Origin of the sequence: Streptomyces pseudovenezuelae (genome assembly GCF_029892565.1) — a bacterium.
GTDB classification, from domain to species: domain Bacteria; phylum Actinomycetota; class Actinomycetes; order Streptomycetales; family Streptomycetaceae; genus Streptomyces; species Streptomyces pseudovenezuelae_A.
In genome coordinates, this window is sequence record NZ_JARXVH010000004.1 from 716,386 (window position 1) to 736,993 (window position 20,608).

A 20,608-nucleotide genomic window follows, 5' to 3' on the forward strand; every position below is an offset into this window, starting at 1 on the left:
TCACTCATGGACTTCCGGCTCTCCCCCGAACTCGAAGAACTCCGGCGCACCGTCGAGGAGTTCGCGCACGACGTCGTGGCCCCCAAGATCGGCGACTTCTACGAACGGCACGAGTTCCCGTACGAGATCGTCCGCGAGATGGGCCGCATGGGCCTGTTCGGGCTGCCGTTCCCGGAAGAGTACGGCGGTATGGGCGGCGACTATCTGGCGCTGGGCGTGGCCCTGGAGGAACTGGCCCGCGTCGACTCGTCCGTGGCCATCACCCTGGAGGCGGGCGTCTCACTCGGCGCGATGCCGATCCACCTCTTCGGCACGGACGCGCAGAAGCAGGAGTGGCTGCCGCGCCTGTGCTCGGGCGAGATGCTGGGCGCGTTCGGGTTGACGGAACCGGACGGCGGCTCGGACGCGGGCGCGACGCGCACGACCGCCCGCCTCGACGAGTCGACGAACGAATGGGTGATCAACGGCACCAAGTGCTTCATCACCAACTCGGGCACGGACATCACGGGGTTGGTCACGGTCACGGCGGTGACGGGCCGCAAGCCCGACGGCCGCCCCCTGATCTCCTCGATCATCGTCCCGTCCGGCACGCCCGGCTTCACCGTCGCGGCGCCGTACTCCAAGGTCGGCTGGAACGCCTCGGACACCCGCGAGCTGTCCTTCGCGGACGTCCGCGTCCCCGCGGCCAACCTGCTGGGCGAACTGGGCCGCGGCTACGCCCAGTTCCTGCGCATCCTGGACGAGGGCCGCATCGCGATCGCGGCGTTGGCGACCGGCCTGGCCCAGGGCTGCGTCGACGAGTCGGTCAAGTACGCCAAGGAACGCCACGCCTTCGGCCGCCCCATCGGCGCCAACCAGGCCATCCAGTTCAAGATCGCCGACATGGAGATGAGGTCCCACACCTCCCGCCTCGCCTGGCGCGACGCCGCCGCCCGCCTGGTCTCCGGCGCCCCCTTCAAGAAAGAGGCCGCCCTCGCCAAGCTCTACTCCTCCACGATCGCGGTGGACAACGCACGCGACGCCACACAGATCCATGGCGGGTACGGCTTCATGAACGAGTACCCGGTGGCCCGGATGTGGCGGGACTCGAAGATCCTGGAGATCGGCGAGGGGACGAGCGAGGTGCAGCGGATGCTGATCGCCAGGGAGTTGGGGCTGGCGGGATAGCTTCGAGGGTGGGTCGCCGTGGCGCCGGTCACAGGAATCCCGGCAGGCGGTGGCCCACCCCGCCCCCTGGACGGAAGCTGAGGTTAGGCTAACCTACCTTCGAACTTGTCCGGCGGACGCTCCGCCCCGTTCGAAAGCAGCCATACCCATGTCCAATGCCCGTGCCAGCCACTTCACCCGCCGCGGCCTCCTCGCCGTCGGTGGCGCCCTCGGCCTCGGGGCCGCGCTCGCGGCCTGCGGGGACGACGACGCGAAAAGCGGCGGCTCCGGCTCGGAGAGTGCGGGTGCCGAGTCCGGTGCCTGGACCTTCAAGGACGACCGCGGCACGACCGTGAAGCTGGACGCCGCCCCGACGAAGATCGTCGCCTTCGTCGGCGTCGCCGCCGCCCTGTTCGACTACGGCATCGACGTCAAGGGCGTGTTCGGCCCGACCAAGACCAAGGACGGCAAGGCCGACGTCCAGGCAGGCGACATGGACGTCAGCAAGCTGACGGTCTTCGGCAACGTGTGGGACCAGTTCAACGTGGAGGAGTACGCGGCCTTCGGCCCGCAGCTGCTCATCACCACGATGTTCGACGACGCGGGCACCCTCTGGTACGTCCCCGAGGCCTCCAAGGACAAGATCGCCAAGCTGGCGCCCAGCGTCGGCGTCTCCGTCTACGACCGCCAGATCACCGAGCCCCTGCAGCGCATGTGGGCGCTGGCCGAGTCCCTCGGCGCCGACATGACGGCCGCCCGGGTCAAGGAGTCCAAGACCGCCTTCGAGACGGCCGCCACCCGGCTGCGCGCCGCCGCGAAGGCCAACCCCGACATCAAGGTGATGGCCGGCTCCGCGAGCCAGGACCTGTTCTACGTCTCCGGCAGCAACCTCTCCATCGACCTGGAGTACTTCAAGGCGCTCGGCGTGAACTTCGTCGAGCCGCCGGCCAGCGCCATGAAGACGGGCGGCGGCTGGTACGAGAGCCTGAGCTGGGAGAACGTCGACAAGTACAAGGCCGACGTCATCATGATGGACGACCGCTCCTCGGCCATCCAGCCGGCCGACATCACCGAGGCCACCTGGAAGAAGCTGCCCGCCGTCAAGGCCGGCCAGGTCATCCCCCGCTCCACCGAGCCGATCCTGTCCTACGCCAAGGTCACCCCGCAGCTCACCGCCCTCGCCGAGGCGATCGAGAACGCGAAGAAGGTCAGCTGACCCGGGCACACCCCGGAGGAGCCCGGGCACACCCCAAGAGGACCCCGGGCACGCCCCCTTAGGAGTACGCATGTCGACGGCCGTAGCCGCCCCGTTCCGTTTCTTCTCCCTCCGGGTCGTACGGACGAGGCGGCTCGGTCCGTCTCTGGTCCGGGTCGGCTTCGCCGGGGAGGATCTGCGGCACTTCCTCTCCGACGGGTGCGATCAGTCGCTCTCCCTCTTCCTGCCGCACCCCGGCCAGGAAGAGCCCGCCGTGCCCTACGAGTTGGGTGACGGCTGGTGGCAGGCGTGGCGTGAACTCCCGGACGACGTACGGGCCGTGATGCGCTCGTACACGCTCCGGGGGCTGCGCCGCGACGCGCGCGGGAACACCGTCGAGATCGACATCGACTTCGTGCTGCACACCCCGGCCGGACCGGCCTCCGCCTGGGCCGCCGAAGCCGCCGCCGGTGACCGCGTCGTCCTGCTCGGCCCGGCGATCGCGGACAACCGCGCGATCCGCTTCCGGCCGCCCCAGGACGCCGACCTGGTGGTGCTGTGGGGTGACGAGACCGCACTCCCCGCGATCTCGGCGACCCTCGAAGCCCTCCCGGCCGGGCAGCGCGTGCGCGCCTGGCTGGAGGTGCCCACCGCCGGCGACGTCCAGGACCTGGCGACGGAGGCGGACGCCGAGATCACCTGGCTGGTCGCCGACGAGGCCGAACAGGCCCGACAGACCCGCGGCGAGGGGTCCCCCATGGCCCTCGCCGCGCTGCGCGATGCCCAACTCCCGGACGCCGAGCGGCCGTACGTGTGGATCGCGGGCGAGTCCGGGCGTGTGAAGGCGCTGCGGCGGCACTTCGTGCGCGAGCGCGGGATCGACCGGCGGCGGGTGACGTTCGTCGGGTACTGGCGGCACGGGATGAACGAGGAAGAGCTGCGCGCGGCCGGGTAGTTACCGCTGGGACTCGCGTGATCACAGTCACGGCAGGGGCAGGGTTTCGTTCGCGTTACTTAGGTTAGGCTAACCTAAGTAACGCCCCGGGCCCCCTTTCCCCGCCCCCACCGGAGGACCACGCACCATGCGCTCGCACCTGCTCAATGACACGACCGCGGAGCAGTACCGCCGCTCCGTGACCGACGGCGTCGAGCGGGTGGCCGCCAAACTCGCTGCCACCGACCGTCCGTTCACCGGCGTCACGGTCGACGCCCTCGCTCCCCGTATCGAGCGGATCGACCTGGACACCCCGCTGCTCGACACCGCGGCCGTGCTCGACGAACTGGAGGAGGTCTACCTCCGGGACGCGATCTACTTCCACCACCCCCGCTACCTCGCCCACCTCAACTGCCCGGTCGTCATCCCGGCGGTGCTCGGCGAGGCCGTCCTGTCCGCCGTCAACTCCTCCCTGGACACCTGGGACCAGTCGGCCGGCGGCACCCTGATCGAGCGCAAACTCATCGACTGGACCAACGCCCGCATCGGCCTCGGCGAGAACGCCGACGGCGTGTTCACCTCCGGCGGCACCCAGTCCAACCTCCAGGCCCTGCTGCTGGCCCGCGAGGAGTCCAAGACCGACTCGCTCGCCAAACTGCGCATCTTCGCCTCCGAGGTCAGCCACTTCAGCGTGAAGAAGTCCGCGAAACTGCTGGGCCTCGGCCAGGACTCCGTCGTCTCGATCCCCGTCGGCCACGACAAGCGGATGCAGACGGTCGCCCTCGCCCGGGAGTTGGAGCGCTGCAAGCAGGACGGCCTGGTCCCGATGGCCGTCGTCGCCACCGCCGGCACCACCGACTTCGGCTCCATCGACCCGCTGCCCGAGATCGGCGAACTGTGCGAGCAGTACGGCGTCTGGATGCACGTCGACGCGGCCTACGGCTGCGGGCTGCTCGCCTCGCTCAGGCACCGGCACCGCATCGACGGCATCGAGCGCGCCGACTCGGTCACCGTCGACTACCACAAGTCCTTCTTCCAGCCGGTGAGTTCGTCCGCCGTGCTGGTCCGGGACGCCTCGACCCTGCGCCACGCGACCTATCACGCGGAGTACCTCAACCCCCGCCGGATGGTCTCCGAGCGCATCCCCAACCAGGTCGACAAGTCCCTGCAGACCACCCGCCGTTTCGACGCGCTCAAGCTGTGGATGACGCTGCGTGTGATGGGCGCCGACGGCATCGGCGAACTCTTCGACGAGGTCTGCGACCTGGCCGTCGAGGGCTGGAAGCTGCTCGCCGCCGACCCGCGCTTCGACGTCGTCGTCGAGCCGACGCTCTCCACCCTCGTCTTCCGCTACATACCGGCCGCCGTCACCGACCCGGCCGAGATCGACCGCGCCAACCTGTACGCCCGCAAGGCCCTGTTCGCCTCCGGCGACGCGGTGGTCGCGGGCACCAAGGTGGGCGCCCGCCACTACCTCAAGTTCACCCTGCTCAACCCCGAGACCACGGCGGCCGACATCGCCGCCGTCCTCGACCTGATCGCCGGCCACGCCGAGCAGTACCTGGGAGAGTCCCTTGACCGCGCGTCCTGAAACCCCGTCCGCGATCCACGACTTCGTGGGGATCGGGCTCGGCCCGTTCAACCTCGGCCTCGCCTGCCTGACCGAGCCGATCGACGAACTCGACGGCGTCTTCCTGGAGTCGAAGCCGGACTTCGAGTGGCACGCGGGCATGTTCCTGGAGGGCGCGCACCTCCAGACCCCGTTCATGTCGGACCTGGTCACGCTGGCCGACCCGACCTCCCCGTACTCCTTCCTCAACTACCTCAAGGAGCGCGGCCGGCTCTACTCGTTCTACATCCGGGAGAACTTCTACCCACTGCGGGTCGAGTACGACGACTACTGCCGCTGGGCCGCGAACCAACTGAGCAGCGTCCGCTTCAGCACCACGGTGACCGAGGTGACGTACCGGGACGAGGACGGGCTGTACGTCGTGCGGACCGCGGCCGGCGAGGTGTTCCGTGCCCGCAGGCTGGTCCTCGGCACCGGTACCCCGGCGTACATCCCCGAGGCCTGCGAGGGTCTGGGCGGCGACTTCATCCACAACTCCCGCTATGTGCAGCACCGGGAGGAGCTGGTCAAGAAGGAGTCGATCACGCTGGTGGGCTCCGGCCAGTCCGCCGCCGAGATCTACTACGACCTGCTCAGCGAGATCGACGTGCACGGCTACCGGCTGAACTGGGTCACGCGCTCGCCGCGCTTCTTCCCGCTCGAATACACCAAGCTCACGCTGGAGATGACCTCCCCGGAGTACATCGACTACTTCCGCGAGCTGCCCGAAGCCACCCGCTACCGGCTGACGGCCGAGCAGAAGGGCCTGTTCAAGGGCATCGACGGCGACCTGATCAACGAGATCTTCGACCTGCTCTACCAGAAGAACCTCGGCGGTCCCGTGCCCACGCGCCTGCTCACCAACTCCGCGCTGAACAGCGCCCGTCATGAGAACGGCACGTACACGCTCTCGTTCCGCCAGGAGGAGCAGGGCAAGGACTACGACCTTCAGTCGCAGGGCCTGGTCCTGGCCACCGGCTACCGGTACGCCGAGCCCGAGTTCCTGCGCCCGATCAAGAACCGCCTGTGCTACGACGTGCACGGCAACTTCGACGTGGCCCGCAACTACGCGATCGACGCCACGGGCCGGGGCGTCTTCCTGCAGAACGCCGGCGCGCACACCCACAGCATCACCAGCCCCGACCTGGGCATGGGCGCCTACCGCAACAGCTCCATCATCCGCGAGCTGCTCGGCAGCGAGTACTACCCGGTCGAGAAGACCATCGCGTTCCAGGAGTTCGCCGTATGACCTTCACCTTCCGCCCCCTGGACCCGCTCCAGGACGCCGAGTTGCTGCACTCCTGGGTCACCCAGCCCAAGGCGGCCTACTGGATGATGCAGGACGCCAAGCTGGAGGATGTCGAGCGCGCGTACACGGAGATCGCGGCCGACCCGCACCACCACGCGCTGCTCGGCCTGCGGGACGGCGTGCCGGTCTTCCTGATGGAGAAGTACGACCCCGCGCACCGCGAACTGGTCGGGCTGTACGAGCCGTTGCCCGGTGACGTCGGCATGCACTTCCTCACCCCGGCGACCGAGACGCCCGTCCACGGGTTCACCCGGGCCGTCATCACCGCCGTACTGGCGCACCTCTTCGAGGACCCGGCGACCGAACGCGTGGTCGTCGAGCCGGACGTGTCCAACACGGCCGTGCACGCCCTGAACGAAGCGGTCGGGTTCGTGCCCGAACGTGAGATACAAAAGCCGGAGAAAATGGCGTTGTTGAGCTTCTGCACCCGCGAACAGTTCCGCCTGGCGACGACGGGGGTGCCCGCATGAGCCTCACCGACGCCGTGGCCCACCTCTCCCCCGAACGCTGGGAGCAGGCCAACCGCCAGCTGATCCGCAAGGCCCTCGCCGAGTTCGCGCACGAGCGGCTCATCACGCCGGAGCCGGTCGGGGACAAAGACGGGGACTCGTACGTCGTCCGCAGCGACGACGGGCTGACCCGCTACCGCTTCGCCGCCGCCCGGCACGCCCTGGACCACTGGCAGGTGGACGCCGACTCGATCACGCGCAGCCGGGACAACGCCGAACTCCCGCTCGCCGCACTGGACTTCTTCATCGAGCTGCAGCAGACGCTGGGCCTGAGCGAGGAGATCCTGCCGGTCTACCTGGAGGAGATCTCCTCCACCCTCTCCGGCACCTGCTTCAAGCTCACCAAGCCCCAAGTGCCCTCCGCCGAACTGGTGAAGAGCGACTTCCAGGCCATCGAGACCGGCATGACCGAGGGCCACCCCTGCTTCGTCGCCAACAACGGCAGGCTCGGCTTCGGCATCCACGAGTACCTCTCGTACGCCCCCGAGACCGCGAGCCCGGTCCGCCTGGTCTGGCTGGCCGCGCACCGCTCCCGCGCCGCGTTCACCGCGGGTGTCGGCATCGAGTACGAGTCCTTCGTGCGCGAGGAGTTGGGCGAGGCGACCGTCGAGCGGTTCCGTGACCAGCTCACCGGGCAGGGCCTCGACGCCGACGACTATCTGCTGATCCCGGTCCACCCCTGGCAGTGGTGGAACAAGCTCACCGTCACCTTCGCGGCCGAGATCGCCCGCGGCCACCTGGTCTGCCTCGGCGAGGGCGACGACGAGTACCTGGCCCAGCAGTCCATCCGGACCTTCTTCAACAACTCGCACCCCGACAAGCACTATGTGAAGACGGCCCTGTCCGTCCTCAACATGGGCTTCATGCGCGGACTTTCGGCCGCGTACATGGAGGCGACCCCGGCCATCAACGACTGGCTCGCCCAACTCGTCGAGGGCGACCCGGTGTTGAAGTCGACGGGCCTGTCGATCATCCGTGAGCGGGCGGCCGTCGGCTACCGGCACCTGGAGTACGAGAAGGCGACCGACCGCTACTCGCCGTACCGCAAGATGCTCGCGGCGCTGTGGCGCGAGAGCCCCGTCTCCTCCCTCCAGGAGGGCGAGTCGCTGGCCACCATGGCCTCCCTCGTCCACATCGACCACGAGGGCGCGTCGTTCGCGGGCGCGCTGATCGAGCAGTCGGGACTCGCGCCCACCGAGTGGCTGCGCCACTACCTGCGGGCCTACTTCACCCCGCTGCTGCACAGCTTCTACGCCTACGACCTGGTCTACATGCCGCACGGCGAGAACGTGATCCTGGTCCTGAAGGACGGGGTCGTGCGGCGCGCGATCTACAAGGACATCGCCGAGGAGATCGCCGTCATGGACCCGGACGCGGTGCTGCCGCCCGAGGTCCGGCGGATCCGCGTGGAGGTCCCGGAGGAGAAGAAGCTCCTGTCCGTCTTCACGGACGTCTTCGACTGCTTCTTCCGCTTCCTCGCCGCGAACCTCGCGACCGAGGGAATCCTGGAGGAGGACGACTTCTGGCGCACGGTCGCCGACGTCACCCGTGAGTACCAGGCGTCGCTGCCCGAACTCGCCGAGAAGTTCGAGCAGTACGACATGTTCGCGCCCGAGTTCGCGCTGTCCTGCCTCAACCGGCTCCAGCTGCGCAACAACAAGCAGATGGTCGACCTGGCGGACCCGGCCGGCGCGCTGCAGCTGATCGGCAACCTGAAGAACCCCATCGCCGGGTTCTGACCCCAGAGCGGCGGGCACCTCGGAGTACGGTCCTCCGGGGTGCCCGTCTATTTCTCAACTGCCGGGAACCACAGGGCTCCTCAGCCGCTACTGGGCCAAGGCACCTGCGGAGAGCGGTAGTACGAGATCCCCAGCGCGTCCCACCGCGGAGCCTGCGCAGCGAGCCGCACCTTGTAGGCGTCCCAGTCGTGCGTGGCGGCCGGCGACCAGCCGAGTTCGGCCGTGCCCGCGAGCCGCGGGAAGGCCATGTACTCAAGGTCGGCGCTCGTCACAAGCGTCTCGGTCCACAGCGGGGACTCCACGCCCTTGATGGACGAACTCGGCGCCCCGGCAAGGTAGTTGCCCGGGTCCCAGTCATAGGCCCGCCTCACCTCCACCAGTCCGGCCCAGTCCTGGCCGAGCGGGGTGTCCTCGGTGTACTTCATGTCGAGGTAGAGCCGGTCGGCCGGCGAGAGGACCAGTCCGGTCCCGTTCTGTGCCGCCGCCACGACCTGGGCCTTCTCCTCGGCACTGGCGTCGTCCATGCCCCAGTACTGGGCGAGCGCCCCCCTGGCCGGGTGCGCGCCGGTCAGCTGGTGCCAACCGACCACCGTCTTCCCGTACTTGGCGACGATCGGCTGCACCCGGTCCATGAACTTCACATAGTCCTCATGGCTGGTGGAGTGCGCCTCGTCACCGCCGATGTGCAGATAGCGGCCGGGGGTGAGCGCGGCCAGCTCGCGGATCACGTCCTCCGCGAAGTCGTACGTGACCTCCTTGGACGCGCACAGCGAACTGAAGCCGACCTCGGTGCCCGTGTAGAGCGGGGGCGCCACGCCGTCGCAGTTGAGATCGGCGTACGAGGCGAGGGCCGCGTTGGTGTGGCCGGGCATGTCGATCTCGGGGACGACCTCCAGGAAACGGGAGGACGCGTACCGGACGATCTCCTTGTACTCGGCCTTGGTGTAGAAGCCGCCCGGGCCGCCGCCGACCTGGGTTGAACCGCCGTAGGTCGCCAGGCGCGGCCAGGAGTCGATCGCCAGGCGCCAGCCCTGGTCGTCGCTGAGGTGCAGATGGAGTTTGTTGATCTTGTAGAGGGCGAGTTCGTCGATGTAGCGCTTGACCTGGCCGACGGTGAAGAAGTGCCGGGAGACATCGAGCATCGCGCCGCGGTAGGAGTAGCGCGGGCGGTCCTCGACGGTGCCGCCGGCCACGGTCCACGGGCCGCGCTGCACCGACTTCATCTCGACGGTGGCGGGCAGCAGTTGGCGCAGGGTCTGCACGCCGTGGAAGAGGCCGGCGGGGGCGCCGGCGGTGATGGTGACGCCGCCGCTTCCGCTGTCCAGGCGGTAGCCCTCGGCGCCGTACCGTCCGGGGTCGAGGTGCAGCCGGATGCCGCCGCGCCCCCGGGTGGTCACCGGCAGCGGATAGCCGGTGGACGGGCGCAGCACGGCCGCCAGGTACTCACCGACGCGGCGGGCCTCGCGGTGGTCGCTGACCTTGATGGCGGTGTCACGGGTGATCCGGTACGGCGCTCCGCCGGGTCTGACCGAGGCGGGCGCGGGGACGACCCGGTCGAGCGGGGTCGCGGCGGGTGTCGTCGGGGTCGGTGCCGCACCGGCGGTGAACGTGCCGGCCGCGGCGACGAGCAGCAGGGATCCGAGGACCCGGACCATGCGGGGAGTCGTTCTGTGGTGCCGTCTCACATGCGCTCCCTTCAACTGTGACCAGAGTGGAGGGACAAGATTGGTCAAGACCACTCTCCCGCAGATCCGGTGAAACAATCCCTCCATGGCGGAAATCCTCCAGAAGGACGGCACCTGGGCGTTCGACGGCGACGCCCTGCGACTGACTCCCGGACGAGACAAGAACGTCAGCCTGTTGCGCAGGACCCTGGGCGAACTCATCGTGCCGCTGGGCGCGTTGGCGGGCGTCTCGTTCGAACAGGGCCGCAAGACGGGGAGGCTCAGACTGCGGCTGCGCGACGGCGCCGACCCGCTGCTGCACGCGACCGGCGGCCGGCTCGCCGAGCCGAACGACCCCTACCAACTGCTGGTCGAGTCCGACCGCTACGGCGTCGCCGAGTACTTCGTGGACGAGGTCCGCAACGCGCTGCTGCTGGACGAGGTGCCGGCCGACCCGGTGGACGGCTATCTGCTGCCCGGCCCGTCCGTGCCGCTGTCGGTCTCGGCCGGGGACGGCACGGCGAGCTTCGACGGTGAGCGCGTACGCCTGGAGTGGAACTGGAAGACCGAGGACGCCAAGGCCGCCGCCGGGGTGCGCGCTCTGCCGGTCGCCGACATCGTCGGCGTCGAGTGGCAGCCCGCGGTCGGTCTGGAGAACGGGCATCTGCGCTTCACCGTGCGGCACGCGCCGACCAAGGCGCCGCCGAAGTACGACCCCAATTCGGTGGAGCTGTGGGGCTTCAAGAAGGACCCGCTGATGGCCCTGGTCGCGGCGGCCGTCCAGGCCCGTCTCCCGCACCCGGCCGCCGTCCCCGCGGACGTACCGCCGCAGGACGCCTCCCCCCGCCAACTCGCGCCCGCCGCCGACCCGGTTGAGGACGGCCACGACGCGTTGCTGCGCAGGCTGCGCGAGTTGGGCGAACTGCGGAGCACGGGGGTGCTGACCGACGAGGAGTTCACCCTGGCCAAACAGGCGATCCTCAAGCGCATGTAGCGCGCGAGGACCGCCTGTCGGTCACTGCTTCATCTGTCACCGCTTCACCGGTACGCCCCGCCTTCCGGGCGCCCGACGGCGGTCACTTGGCCTTGCGGGCCACCGTGAAGTGGTCGATGCGGTCGCCGGTCTCGGCGATGCCGGACACCTTCAGCTTGGCGTAGTGGCCGCGCGAGGCGGGCTCCACGTCCACGCGCAGGAACGAGTAGTTGAGGTAGCGGACCCGGGACCAGGTGACGGTCTCGTTGACCTTGCCGGACTTGGTGTTGATGAAGGAGGCGACGGACTCGACGTCCTTCACGTGACCCTCGTAGGAGTCCGGCGCGCTGAACGCGTACAGGCTGCGGCCGGCCGCGCCCGCCGTCACGTAGACGACACCCTCGGTCTCGGGGTACGCGGTCTCGCCGACCGGCAGCTTCTTGACGACCTTGTCGCCCTTGATGACGTCGGTGCGCTCGTACTGGTGGTTGTGGCCGTTGATGACCAGGTCCACCGTGTACTTCTCGAACAGCGGCACCCACTCCTGGCGCACGCCCCCCTCCGAGGCGTGCGCGGTGGAGGTGCAGTACGCGCAGTGGTGGAAGAACACGACGATGAAGTCGATGTCGTGAGAGGCGCGGAACTTCTTCAGCTGCTTCTCGAACCACTTGGTCTGCGTGCCGCCCGAGATGCCGAGGTTGGCCGGGATCTCGAAGGAGATGTCGTTGGCGTCGAGCGAGATGATCGCCGTGTTGCCGTAGGTGAAGCTGTAGACGCTCGGCAGGTTCTTGGGGTCGGGGCCGTTGTCCGGCAGGCTCCAGCGGGCCTCTTCGCCGCCGTAGCCGTTGGGCGAGTACCAGGCCTCCATGTCGTGGTTGCCGTAGGCCGGCATCCACGGGACGGACTTGGCGACCGACTCGGTCTGGGCGAGGAACTGGTCCCACACGCGCGAGTCGAAGCCGGTGTCGGAGGTCACGCCGCCGCCGGACGGGTCGGCGTAGCAGATGTCGCCGGCGTGCAGGTGGAAGGCCGGGTTCTGGCCCAGCAGCAGGCTGTTGTTGGCCAGGCCGTGGTAGCCGACGCCCTCGTCGCCGAAGGCGGTGAAGGTGAAGGACTTCTTGCGGTCGGGCGCGGTGGTGAAGGTGCCCAGGGTGCCCAGCAGGTGCGGCTCGGCCGGGTCGAAGCCCTGGTGGCCGACGCCGTAGTAGTAGGTCCTGCCGGGGCGCAGGTGGGTCAGCTTGGCGTGCACGTAGTACTGGGTGTGGTCGCCGCTCGCGCCCACACCGGCCGGCGTGTAGAGCGAGCGGACCTCGGCCTCGATCTTGCGGGAGAGGTCCCAGGGGTGGGCGCCGATGCGGATGAAGGGCTTCTTCACCGGGAGCGGCACCTGCCACGAGACGGTCATCTCGGTGCTGGCGTCGTTGCCGAAGGCGAGGTGGCGGCCGAAGGGGGAGACGAGCGAGCCGTCGACCGTCTCGGTCGCGGGGGCGGTGCTCCCCCACTGCCCGAAGGGCGTGGGAGGTACCCCCAGGGTGGGAACCGCGGCCTGCGCGACCGCACCCGGCACGAACGCGCCACCGGCGACGGCGCCGATCGTCACGGCGCCGCCTCTCATCAGGTTGCGCCGCGAGAATTTGGCGCGCAGGTACTCGTGCTGCTCGGCCATGCTCATGCGCTCGGCCAGCTGCTCGGGTACGCCCATACGAGGAATGTCCATGGCGTCTGAAACTCGTCCCCCCAGACAACGAGGCGCAAGACGCGGAATGGACAGGCTGCGAACAGAGGTCCATGAGAGATTCAACGTTCTCCCAAAGCTTGCCAACAGGCCTCTGCCCGATATCGGGCAGGATTCTTGCGAAACGCTCTTCGGTACCCCAGGATCGACCGGGTGCACGACGAACTCGTTGATCACCTGACGCGCTCCTCACCCCTGAGCCGGGGCGAGGCGCTACGGGTGATCCAGGAGGTGCTCGCCTACTTCGACGAGACGACCACGGAGTACGTCCGTCGCCGCCACCGCGAGCTGCAGGCCCAGGGCCTGGTGAACGCGGAGATCTTCGACCGGATCGAGGCGGACCTGAAATACCGGGCGGTCGCGCCGCCGGAGCTCACGCTCAGGCAGCTGCGCCGCATGGTCTACGGCTGAGCCGGCCGGCACGGCTGGGACGGCCGAGCCGAGCCGGCAATGACTAACGACTAGGGGAATACGTATACATGTGCGGAATCGTCGGATACATCGGGAAGCGTGATGTGGCGCCCCTCCTCCTGGAGGGCCTGCAGCGACTGGAGTACCGCGGCTACGACTCGGCGGGCATCGCCGTCACCTCCCCGAAGACGGCAGGCCTGAAGACGGTCAAGGCCAAGGGCCGGGTGCGTGACCTGGAGGCCAAGGTCCCGGCCCGCTTCAAGGGCACCACCGGCATCGCCCACACCCGCTGGGCCACCCACGGCGCCCCCTCCGACGTGAACGCCCACCCGCACCTGGACGCCGAGGGCAAGGTCGCCGTCGTCCACAACGGCATCATCGACAACGCCTCCGACCTGCGCCGCAAGCTGGAGGCGGACGGCGTCGTGTTCCTCTCCGAGACCGACACCGAGGTCCTGGTCCACCTCATCGCCCGCGCCCAGGCCGAGACCCTGGAGGAGAAGGTCCGCGAGACCCTCCGGGTGATCGAGGGCACGTACGGCATCGCCGTGCTGCACGCCGACTTCCCCGACCGCATCGTGGTGGCGCGAAACGGCTCCCCGGTCGTCCTCGGCGTCGGCGAGAAGGAGATGTTCGTCGCCTCGGACATCGCCGCGCTGGTCGCCCACACGCGGCAGATAGTGACTCTCGACGACGGCGAGATGGCCACCCTCAAGGCCGACGACTTCCGCACGTACACCACCGAGGGCACCCGTACGACGTCGGAGCCGACCACCGTGGAGTGGGAGGCGGCCTCCTACGACATGGGCGGCCACGACACGTACATGCACAAGGAGATCCACGAGCAGGCCGAGGCCGTCGACCGCGTCCTGCGCGGCCGCATCGACGACCGCTTCTCCACCGTGCACCTCGGCGGCCTGAACCTGGACGCCCGCGAGGCCCGGCAGATCCGCCGCGTGAAGATCCTCGGCTGCGGCACCTCGTACCACGCGGGCCTGATCGGCGCCCAGATGATCGAGGAGCTGGCCCGCATCCCCGCGGACGCCGAGCCGGCCTCCGAATTCCGGTACCGCAACGCGGTGGTCGACCCCGACACCCTGTACGTCGCCGTCTCCCAGTCCGGTGAGACCTACGACGTCCTCGCCGCCGTCCAGGAGCTGAAGCGCAAGGGCGCGCGGGTCTTCGGCGTGGTGAACGTGGTCGGCTCGGCGATCGCGCGGGAGGCGGACGCCGGTATCTACGTCCACGCGGGGCCCGAGGTCTGCGTGGTCTCCACGAAGTGCTTCACCAACACCACGGTCGCCTTCGCCCTGCTCGCCCTGCACCTGGGCCGCACCCGCGACCTCTCGGTCCGCGACGGCAAGCGGATCATCGAGGGCCTGCGCAAGCTGCCGGAGCAGATCACCGAGATCCTGAGCCGGGAGGAGGAGATCAAGAAGCTGGCCGAGCAGTACGCCGACGCCCGCTCGATGCTCTTCATCGGCCGCGTCCGGGGCTACCCGGTGGCCCGCGAGGCCTCCCTGAAGCTCAAGGAGGTCTCCTACATCCACGCGGAGGCCTACCCCGCCTCGGAGTTGAAGCACGGCCCCCTCGCCCTGATCGAGCCCGCCCTCCCCACGGTCGCGATCGTCCCCGACGACGACCTCCTGGAGAAGAACCGCGCCGCCCTGGAGGAGATCAAGGCCCGCAGCGGCCGAATCCTGGCGGTCGCCCACCAGCCCCAGGAAAAGGCCGACGAAACGATCGTGGTCCCCAGGAACGAGCCCGAACTCGACCCGATCCTCCTGGGCATCCCCCTCCAACTCCTGGCGTACCACACGGCGTTGGCCCTGGGCCGCGACATCGACAAGCCGAGGAACCTCGCGAAGTCGGTGACGGTGGAGTAATTCCGACAGAAAGAACCCCCACGTGTGCCTCCTGCACGTGGGGGTTCTTTCCGCTGCCGATCAGCCGGTTGCCGTCACGCCCCGGCCCGCAGCCCGCCGCGGAAGCACCGTCGGCCAATGGGCCAACGCGGCCGTCGCCGAATACCAGGCGACAGCCCCCGCAGCGACACCGAACCACCCACCGACCTTGCCCAGACCGTCACTTCCGGCGAACTGGGCGATGGCGAGCAGCACGAGGGAGACGAAGAACAGGCCGTACATACCCTGCGTCAGCTGATCCCCACCCGCGAGGGTCACCGACAGGGCCACGAGGGCGAACAGGACCAGGAACAGCCCCGCCGCGTTGTCCGACATGGAGTCACCGGCGGTCACGGCCCAGGTGAACCACAGCGCGCCGAACGCCGTGAACGCCGTACCGGTCAGGGTGTCGCCGTCGCGGAACGCGAACAGTCCGGCGACGAACAGTGCAACTCCGCCTACGTAGTGGGCCAGTGATACGGCGTCAGCCGCCGACACCCCGTCGATCACATCGGCGTAGCCGAGTCCGAACGCCAACAGGGTGATTCCCAGGGCGAGTCGGCCGACGATCGAGGTGGTGCTTCCCGCAGAGACGTCATTGTCCACGGCGGGCTCCCTTCATGCATGTGCGTTTGTGCGGTGTGACCGATATATGCCCTTCACAAGGACACAAACACCTCTGCACAGCAGTGAATTCGGAGCCGACCGGCGAGTTCGACCTACGAGTTGTGGGATGACGAGTCAGGGGATGACGACGACGGGCCGCTGCGCCCGCTTGGCGAGCCGCCCCGCGACGGAGCCGAAGATGCGTCCGACGATGCCGTGGGTCGAGCCGACGACGATCGCGTCCGCCTCGTACTCCCGCCCCACCTCTTCGAGTTCGTGGCAGATGTCGCCGCCGCGCTCGACGAGGATCCAGGGGACCTCCGCCAAGTACTCGGCGCACGCCAGCTCCAGACCGAGCACCTCGGTGCGGTGGTCCGGCACGTCGACGAAGACCGGTGGCTCGCAGCCGGCCCACACCGTGGTGGGCAGCCGGTTGGCGACGTGGACGATGATCAGGCCCGAGCCGGAGCGGTGGGCCATGCCGATGGCGTACGCCAGGGCGCGCTCACTGGAGGTGGAGCCGTCGAAGCCGACGACGACGCCGTGCTTGAAGGCTGGATCGCAGGAATGGCGTGGTTCTTTCGCCGCCAGGGGCTCGGCCGCCGTGGGGTCGGCGACGGGCCGCTTGCGGTCCGCGGGTTCGAAGTATTCGTGACCGGCCATGGCTGTCTCGGCGTTTTGATCCTTTTTGGGAGGGACGACAGTGTGCTGCGGAGCTGTGTCCGGGAATTATCTTCCCAACCCCATACCCCCAAGGGTACGGCGGCACGCCTCCTTAGCGCAGATCCCGCCCCCCATGCGTGGGGGTTCCAGGGAGCATGCACGAGGGGGCGCCCGTAACGCAATGGTTGCTGCGCTGTACAGGCGGTTTGCACAGGATTCACTTACCGTGCGGCCGGTAAGAGGGGGGCGTACAGTGACCGACCGCTCGAACAGGCGTTGAACCCCGTGAGCCACCGCCCCAGGGAGCACGCATGTCCGGACCGCACGCCACCCCCCAGACCACCCCGCCCCAGGACTCCGTGACCGACGTCGTCCGCTGGGCCGCCTTCAGCTGCGTCCTGGTCCCCGTGGTTCTCCTCTGGTACGGCGGCTCGCTCGCCGGCGCCGCAGGTACGGCCCTCGGACTCGCCGCCGTCACCGCCGTGTGCCGCCTGCTGTTGCGGCAGTCCGAGCGGGGCGCCGCCCAGATGCGGGCGGCCGAGCAGGCGCCCTCCCGTGGCCACCGGCACAGGGCCGGCGCGGGGGCCCGCAGGGGTGGGCGGCACACTGGGGGAAGTACACCGGTCGGCTGACCGGTTTCCGCACACACTCACGACGCTTTTCAGCCAACTTCCGGCCAGGGCGCGTTCCTTACCCCCACTACCCCCCAACCCCCGTTCCACCTGCACGGAAAGGGTCCCGGAGACCCTGCGTACCCTACGTGGATTGGCCACTGCGACAAGGCGCACTTCCCTGCACGGCCCACGAGTGCAACGCTTCGTGATCGAATGCTTCACGCCAAGTTGCCATGTCGACAATGTGCCGGTTCCCGAACTGGGTCACCCCGGCACCACGGGACACAGTAGATTCGATCTTGACGTCTTACGGCGGGGGACTCGTGCAGGACCGAGGGGAAACGTGCAGGAGCGACACAACCGAGGAGCCGCGACCACCGAGGGGGGCTTAGCAGTATGAGCCACGACTCCACTGCCGCGCCGGAAGCCGCGGCCCGGAAGCTTTCCGGGCGACGCCGCAAGGAGATCGTCGCGGTGCTGCTGTTCAGCGGCGGCCCCATCTTCGAGAGTTCCATACCGCTGTCGGTGTTCGGGATCGACCGCCAGGACGCCGGCGTGCCGCGCTACCGACTACTGGTGTGCGGCGGCGAAGAAGGCCCGCTGCGGACCACAGGGGGGCTGGAACTCACCGCACCACATGGCCTGGAAGCGATCTCACGCGCGGGCACGGTCGTCGTACCGGCCTGGCGCTCGATCACTTCACCGCCACCCGAGGACGCGCTCGACGCACTGCGCCGGGCCCATGAAGAAGGCGCCCGCATAGTCGGACTGTGCACCGGCGCCTTCGTCCTCGCCGCGGCGGGCCTGCTGGACGGCCGCCCCGCGACCACACACTGGATGTACGCACCGACGCTGGCCAAGCGCTATCCGTCGGTGCACGTGGATCCGAGAGAACTGTTCGTGGACGACGGCGACGTACTGACGTCCGCCGGTACGGCCGCGGGCATCGACCTCTGTCTCCACATCGTGCGGACCGACCACGGCAACGAGGCGGCCGGCGCGCTGGCCCGTCGTCTGGTCGTCCCGCCGCGCCGGACGGGAGGTCAGGAACGCTACCTGGACCGCTCTTTACCAGAAGAGATCGGCGCCGACCCGCTCGCCGAGGTCGTCGCCTGGGCGCTGGAGCACCTCCACGAGCAGTTCGACGTGGAGACGCTCGCCGCGCGCGCGTACATGAGCCGTCGTACGTTCGACCGCCGCTTCCGCTCGCTGACGGGCAGTGCCCCGCTGCAGTGGCTGATCACGCAGCGGGTCCTGCAGGCACAGCGTCTGCTGGAGACGTCGGACTACTCGGTGGACGAGGTCGCGGGGCGCTGCGGCTTCCGTTCGCCGGTGGCGCTGCGCGGGCACTTCCGCCGCCAGCTCGGCTCGTCGCCGGCGGCGTACCGCGCCGCGTACCGCGCCCGTCGCCCGCAGAGCGAACGCCCGACCGACCCCGAGGGCACGCCTGGCCCCACCGGCCCGTCGCTCCCGTCGGGACCGGTCACCGCGCTCCCGCCCGAGGGCCCGGTCCCGATGCAGACCCGCCGCACGGCGGCCAGCGCGATCGGCGCGGGGTCGTCACTGTCGGCGAGTGTGCCGGGGCCGCGTACCGGTAGCTGACCTCGGGCCCTGTACCTCAGAACGCCGGACGAGTTGATCAACTCAGCTCGTCCGGCGTTCGAGGACGAGGCCGTCCAGGGCGAAGCGGGGGCCTGGGGGCGCAGCTCCCAGTGGACGTCCACGACAACGCGGGGCACCTAAAAGCGGACGTCACCTTTAGGGTGGTCGCATGAACGATCGCATGGTGTGGATCGACTGCGAGATGACCGGCCTCTCGTTGTCCGACGACGCGCTCATCGAGGTGGCCGCCCTGGTCACCGACTCCGAGCTGAACGTGCTCGGCGAGGGCGTGGACATCGTCATCCGTCCGCCGGCCGAGGCCCTTGAGACGATGCCGGACGTGGTGCGCCAGATGCACACCGCCTCCGGACTGCTCGACGAACTCGACGGCGGTACGACGCTCGCCGACGCCGAGGAGCAGGTTCTCGCCTACGTCCGAGAACACGTCAAGGAGCCCGGCAAGGCCCCGCTGTGCGGCAACTCGGTCGGTACCGACCGCGGTTTCCTGCTGCGTGACATGCCGACGCTGGAGGAGTACCTCCACTACCGCATCGTGGACGTCTCCTCGGTGAAGGAACTGGCCCGACGCTGGTACCCGCGGGCGTACTTCAACAGCCCGGAGAAGAACGGCAACCACCGCGCCCTCGCCGACATCCGCGAGTCCATCGCGGAACTGCGCTACTACCGCGAGGCGATCTTCGTCCCGCAGCCCGGCCCCGACTCGGACACGGCCCGCACGATCGCCGCGAAGCACGTGCTGCCCGCCCGTTAAAACCCGTGCACGAGCACCCCTTCGGACCCTGTACACTTTTTCTCGGCCGGTCGGAAAATCCCTGATTGAACGACCGGACGTGGTGGGTGTAGCTCAGCTGGTAGAGCACCTGGTTGTGGTCCAGGAAGTCGCGGGTTCAAGTCCCGTCACTCACCCTGAGTAGTCGGCCGGTGGCCCCGTTGAATCGGGACCACCGGCCGCCTCGTTTTCCAGGGGACATCGCATGAACGGCACCACGATCCACACCCCCCGCCTCGACCTCCTCCCCCTCCGCGTCGACCACGCCGCCGAGATGGCCGAAGTCCTCTCCGACCCGGCACTCCACACCTTCATCGGCGGCACCCCCGCCTCCCCCGACGCCCTGCGCACCCGCTACGAACGCCTGACCACCGGCTCCCCCGACCCGACCGTGACCTGGCTCAACTGGGTCCTGCACCACCGCACCCACACCCACCTCCTCGGCACGGTCCAGGCCACGGTGACCGGCCCGGAGGCAGAGATCGCCTGGGTCATCGGCACCCCCTGGCAAGGCCACGGCTACGCCTCGGAGGCGGTACGCGGCCTGGTCACCTGGCTCGAAGAACGGTCCGTCCCTATGGTCATCGCCCACATCCACCCCGGGCACTTGGCGTCGGCGGCGGTGGCCCGGGCGGCGGGGCTTGAGCCGACGGACGAGGAACAGGACGGGGAGCGGCGGTGGCGGTTGGTGCTACCCGGCTGAGGTCAGCTATTGGCTGGGCCGGATGTCACCGTTGTTCACCGGCCAGGAATTGCCGGATGTCGGCTGCCAGGGAAGTCATCTGCTCGCCGGACTCCAGCCAGGTGGTCACCGATGAGCTCCAGCCGCCGGCGGCCTTCGGCCATGGCCGCAACGTCCAGGTCAGGCCGACGTGCCCGCCGGACCGGAAGACGGCTGACACCGCCAGATCCCGGTCGTCGGTCTGCCAACTCCGTTCGCCGTCCCAACCCCGGTAGTCGGCGGCGAGTTCTTCCAGGAACGGGGCGAGATCACCGGCCCCGGTCCAGGCGACGATCTCGCTGACGCGAGCGGTCAGGCCCGGAGCGCGTAGCTCGACGGCATAGTGCACGGAGTCCGCGTCGAAGCTGAACCGGTCGCAGAACGCCACGCCGACGGACGAGTTGTCCTGGCAGCGGATGGTCACGCCGGCCTTGTCGTTGGTGTCGCCGTCCGGGGAGGTCATGGACGGGAGGCTAGGCCAGCG

General features: G+C 69.0%; 19 protein-coding genes and 1 tRNA gene. 15 read left to right on the forward strand and 5 right to left on the reverse strand.

What is annotated here, in order from left to right:
• Positions 1-6: 6 nt before the first annotated feature.
• From M2283_RS15960 to M2283_RS15990, 7 genes are all read left to right on the forward strand, one after another.
• Positions 7-1,167 (forward strand): acyl-CoA dehydrogenase family protein, encoded by a 1,161-nt coding sequence (locus M2283_RS15960; RefSeq protein WP_280876861.1) that lies wholly within the window; start codon positions 7-9, stop codon positions 1,165-1,167.
• Positions 1,168-1,315: 148 nt separating this feature from the next.
• Positions 1,316-2,362 carry an ABC transporter substrate-binding protein gene (locus M2283_RS15965; RefSeq protein ID WP_280876862.1) on the forward strand — a complete coding sequence of 349 codons (1,047 nt, stop codon included), beginning with the start codon at positions 1,316-1,318 and terminating at the stop codon, positions 2,360-2,362.
• A 70-nt stretch (positions 2,363-2,432) separates the two neighbouring features.
• Positions 2,433-3,296 carry a siderophore-interacting protein gene (locus M2283_RS15970; RefSeq protein WP_280876863.1) on the forward strand — a complete coding sequence of 288 codons (864 nt, stop codon included), beginning with the start codon at positions 2,433-2,435 and terminating at the stop codon, positions 3,294-3,296.
• Positions 3,297-3,423: 127 nt separating this feature from the next.
• Positions 3,424-4,866, forward strand: a complete 1,443-nt coding sequence (gene desA / locus M2283_RS15975) for a lysine decarboxylase DesA (RefSeq protein ID WP_280876864.1) — start codon at positions 3,424-3,426, stop codon at positions 4,864-4,866.
• Complete coding sequence (locus M2283_RS15980) at positions 4,850-6,133, forward strand: lysine N(6)-hydroxylase/L-ornithine N(5)-oxygenase family protein (RefSeq protein WP_280876865.1); 1,284 nt, start codon at positions 4,850-4,852, stop codon at positions 6,131-6,133. The genes desA and M2283_RS15980 overlap by 17 nt, the downstream gene beginning before the upstream one ends.
• Positions 6,130-6,663 (forward strand): GNAT family N-acetyltransferase, encoded by a 534-nt coding sequence (locus M2283_RS15985; protein ID WP_280876866.1) that lies wholly within the window; start codon positions 6,130-6,132, stop codon positions 6,661-6,663. Before M2283_RS15980 ends, M2283_RS15985 begins: the two co-directional genes overlap by 4 nt.
• A complete protein-coding gene (locus M2283_RS15990) occupies positions 6,660-8,441 on the forward strand; it encodes an IucA/IucC family protein (protein WP_280876867.1) in 1,782 nt (593 codons plus the stop codon). The genes M2283_RS15985 and M2283_RS15990 overlap by 4 nt, the downstream gene beginning before the upstream one ends.
• A gap of 80 nt (positions 8,442-8,521) precedes the next feature.
• On the opposite strand, the gene M2283_RS15995 is transcribed toward M2283_RS15990, so the two are convergent.
• A complete protein-coding gene (locus M2283_RS15995) occupies positions 8,522-10,126 on the reverse strand; it encodes a beta-N-acetylhexosaminidase (protein ID WP_280876868.1) in 1,605 nt (534 codons plus the stop codon).
• Between the two features lie 85 nt (positions 10,127-10,211).
• Between M2283_RS15995 and M2283_RS16000 the strand changes: the two genes are divergently transcribed.
• Positions 10,212-11,099: a DUF4429 domain-containing protein gene (locus M2283_RS16000; protein ID WP_280876869.1), complete on the forward strand. Its 888-nt coding sequence runs from the start codon at positions 10,212-10,214 to the stop codon at positions 11,097-11,099.
• A gap of 82 nt (positions 11,100-11,181) precedes the next feature.
• Here the strand turns inward: M2283_RS16000 and M2283_RS16005 are convergent, their stop codons facing one another.
• Positions 11,182-12,780, reverse strand: a complete 1,599-nt coding sequence (locus tag M2283_RS16005; protein ID WP_280876870.1) for a purple acid phosphatase family protein — start codon at positions 12,778-12,780, stop codon at positions 11,182-11,184.
• Between the two features lie 186 nt (positions 12,781-12,966).
• Between M2283_RS16005 and M2283_RS16010 the strand changes: the two genes are divergently transcribed.
• Together M2283_RS16010 and glmS are read left to right on the forward strand one after the other, a co-directional pair.
• On the forward strand, positions 12,967-13,224 hold the full coding sequence (locus M2283_RS16010) for a hypothetical protein (RefSeq protein ID WP_280876871.1): 258 nt from the start codon (positions 12,967-12,969) through the stop codon (positions 13,222-13,224).
• A gap of 68 nt (positions 13,225-13,292) precedes the next feature.
• Positions 13,293-15,110 (forward strand): glutamine--fructose-6-phosphate transaminase (isomerizing), encoded by a 1,818-nt coding sequence (gene glmS / locus M2283_RS16015; RefSeq protein ID WP_280876872.1) that lies wholly within the window; start codon positions 13,293-13,295, stop codon positions 15,108-15,110.
• A 60-nt stretch (positions 15,111-15,170) separates the two neighbouring features.
• Here glmS and M2283_RS16020 read toward each other — a convergent pair whose 3' ends face one another.
• Positions 15,171-15,734, reverse strand: coding sequence for a GPR1/FUN34/YaaH family transporter (locus M2283_RS16020; protein ID WP_280876873.1), 564 nt, complete (start codon positions 15,732-15,734; stop codon positions 15,171-15,173).
• Between the two features lie 135 nt (positions 15,735-15,869).
• A complete protein-coding gene (locus tag M2283_RS16025) occupies positions 15,870-16,397 on the reverse strand; it encodes a universal stress protein (protein ID WP_280876874.1) in 528 nt (175 codons plus the stop codon).
• A gap of 311 nt (positions 16,398-16,708) precedes the next feature.
• Here M2283_RS16025 and M2283_RS16030 point away from each other — a divergent pair, with 311 nt between their 5' ends.
• The 5 genes from M2283_RS16030 (at position 16,709) to M2283_RS16050 (ending at position 20,106) form a co-directional block, all read left to right on the forward strand.
• Positions 16,709-17,029, forward strand: coding sequence for a hypothetical protein (locus M2283_RS16030; protein ID WP_280876875.1), 321 nt, complete (start codon positions 16,709-16,711; stop codon positions 17,027-17,029).
• Positions 17,030-17,407: 378 nt separating this feature from the next.
• Positions 17,408-18,613 carry a helix-turn-helix domain-containing protein gene (locus tag M2283_RS16035; RefSeq protein WP_280876876.1) on the forward strand — a complete coding sequence of 402 codons (1,206 nt, stop codon included), beginning with the start codon at positions 17,408-17,410 and terminating at the stop codon, positions 18,611-18,613.
• A gap of 169 nt (positions 18,614-18,782) precedes the next feature.
• The gene (gene orn / locus M2283_RS16040) at positions 18,783-19,385 is read left to right on the forward strand and encodes an oligoribonuclease (RefSeq protein ID WP_124000181.1); all 603 of its coding nucleotides are present in this window, start codon (positions 18,783-18,785) and stop codon (positions 19,383-19,385) included.
• A gap of 82 nt (positions 19,386-19,467) precedes the next feature.
• Positions 19,468-19,540 (forward strand) — tRNA-His (locus tag M2283_RS16045).
• A 68-nt stretch (positions 19,541-19,608) separates the two neighbouring features.
• The gene (locus tag M2283_RS16050; RefSeq protein ID WP_280876877.1) at positions 19,609-20,106 is read left to right on the forward strand and encodes a GNAT family N-acetyltransferase; all 498 of its coding nucleotides are present in this window, start codon (positions 19,609-19,611) and stop codon (positions 20,104-20,106) included.
• 25 nt (positions 20,107-20,131) lie between these two features.
• On the opposite strand, the gene M2283_RS16055 is transcribed toward M2283_RS16050, so the two are convergent.
• Positions 20,132-20,587 (reverse strand): DUF6228 family protein, encoded by a 456-nt coding sequence (locus M2283_RS16055; RefSeq protein ID WP_280876878.1) that lies wholly within the window; start codon positions 20,585-20,587, stop codon positions 20,132-20,134.
• Positions 20,588-20,608 lie beyond the last annotated feature (21 nt).

Excerpts from the sequence above, each read along its gene's own strand:
- M2283_RS15960 (WP_280876861.1), top strand. The coding sequence starts at position 7 with ATGGACTTCCGGCTCTCCCCCGAACTCGAAGAACTCCGGCGCACCGTC.
- M2283_RS15965 (WP_280876862.1), top strand. The coding sequence starts at position 1,316 with ATGTCCAATGCCCGTGCCAGCCACTTCACCCGCCGCGGCCTCCTCGCC.
- M2283_RS15970 (WP_280876863.1), top strand. The coding sequence starts at position 2,433 with ATGTCGACGGCCGTAGCCGCCCCGTTCCGTTTCTTCTCCCTCCGGGTC.
- desA (WP_280876864.1), top strand. The coding sequence starts at position 3,424 with ATGCGCTCGCACCTGCTCAATGACACGACCGCGGAGCAGTACCGCCGC.
- M2283_RS15985 (WP_280876866.1), top strand. The coding sequence starts at position 6,130 with ATGACCTTCACCTTCCGCCCCCTGGACCCGCTCCAGGACGCCGAGTTG.
- M2283_RS15990 (WP_280876867.1), top strand. The coding sequence starts at position 6,660 with ATGAGCCTCACCGACGCCGTGGCCCACCTCTCCCCCGAACGCTGGGAG.
- M2283_RS16000 (WP_280876869.1), top strand. The coding sequence starts at position 10,212 with ATGGCGGAAATCCTCCAGAAGGACGGCACCTGGGCGTTCGACGGCGAC.
- M2283_RS16005 (WP_280876870.1), bottom strand. The coding sequence starts at position 12,780 with ATGGGCGTACCCGAGCAGCTGGCCGAGCGCATGAGCATGGCCGAGCAG.
- glmS (WP_280876872.1), top strand. The coding sequence starts at position 13,293 with ATGTGCGGAATCGTCGGATACATCGGGAAGCGTGATGTGGCGCCCCTC.
- M2283_RS16025 (WP_280876874.1), bottom strand. The coding sequence starts at position 16,397 with ATGGCCGGTCACGAATACTTCGAACCCGCGGACCGCAAGCGGCCCGTC.
- M2283_RS16030 (WP_280876875.1), top strand. The coding sequence starts at position 16,709 with ATGTCCGGACCGCACGCCACCCCCCAGACCACCCCGCCCCAGGACTCC.
- M2283_RS16035 (WP_280876876.1), top strand. The coding sequence starts at position 17,408 with ATGAGCCACGACTCCACTGCCGCGCCGGAAGCCGCGGCCCGGAAGCTT.
- orn (WP_124000181.1), top strand. The coding sequence starts at position 18,783 with ATGAACGATCGCATGGTGTGGATCGACTGCGAGATGACCGGCCTCTCG.
- M2283_RS16050 (WP_280876877.1), top strand. The coding sequence starts at position 19,609 with ATGAACGGCACCACGATCCACACCCCCCGCCTCGACCTCCTCCCCCTC.
- M2283_RS16055 (WP_280876878.1), bottom strand. The coding sequence starts at position 20,587 with ATGACCTCCCCGGACGGCGACACCAACGACAAGGCCGGCGTGACCATC.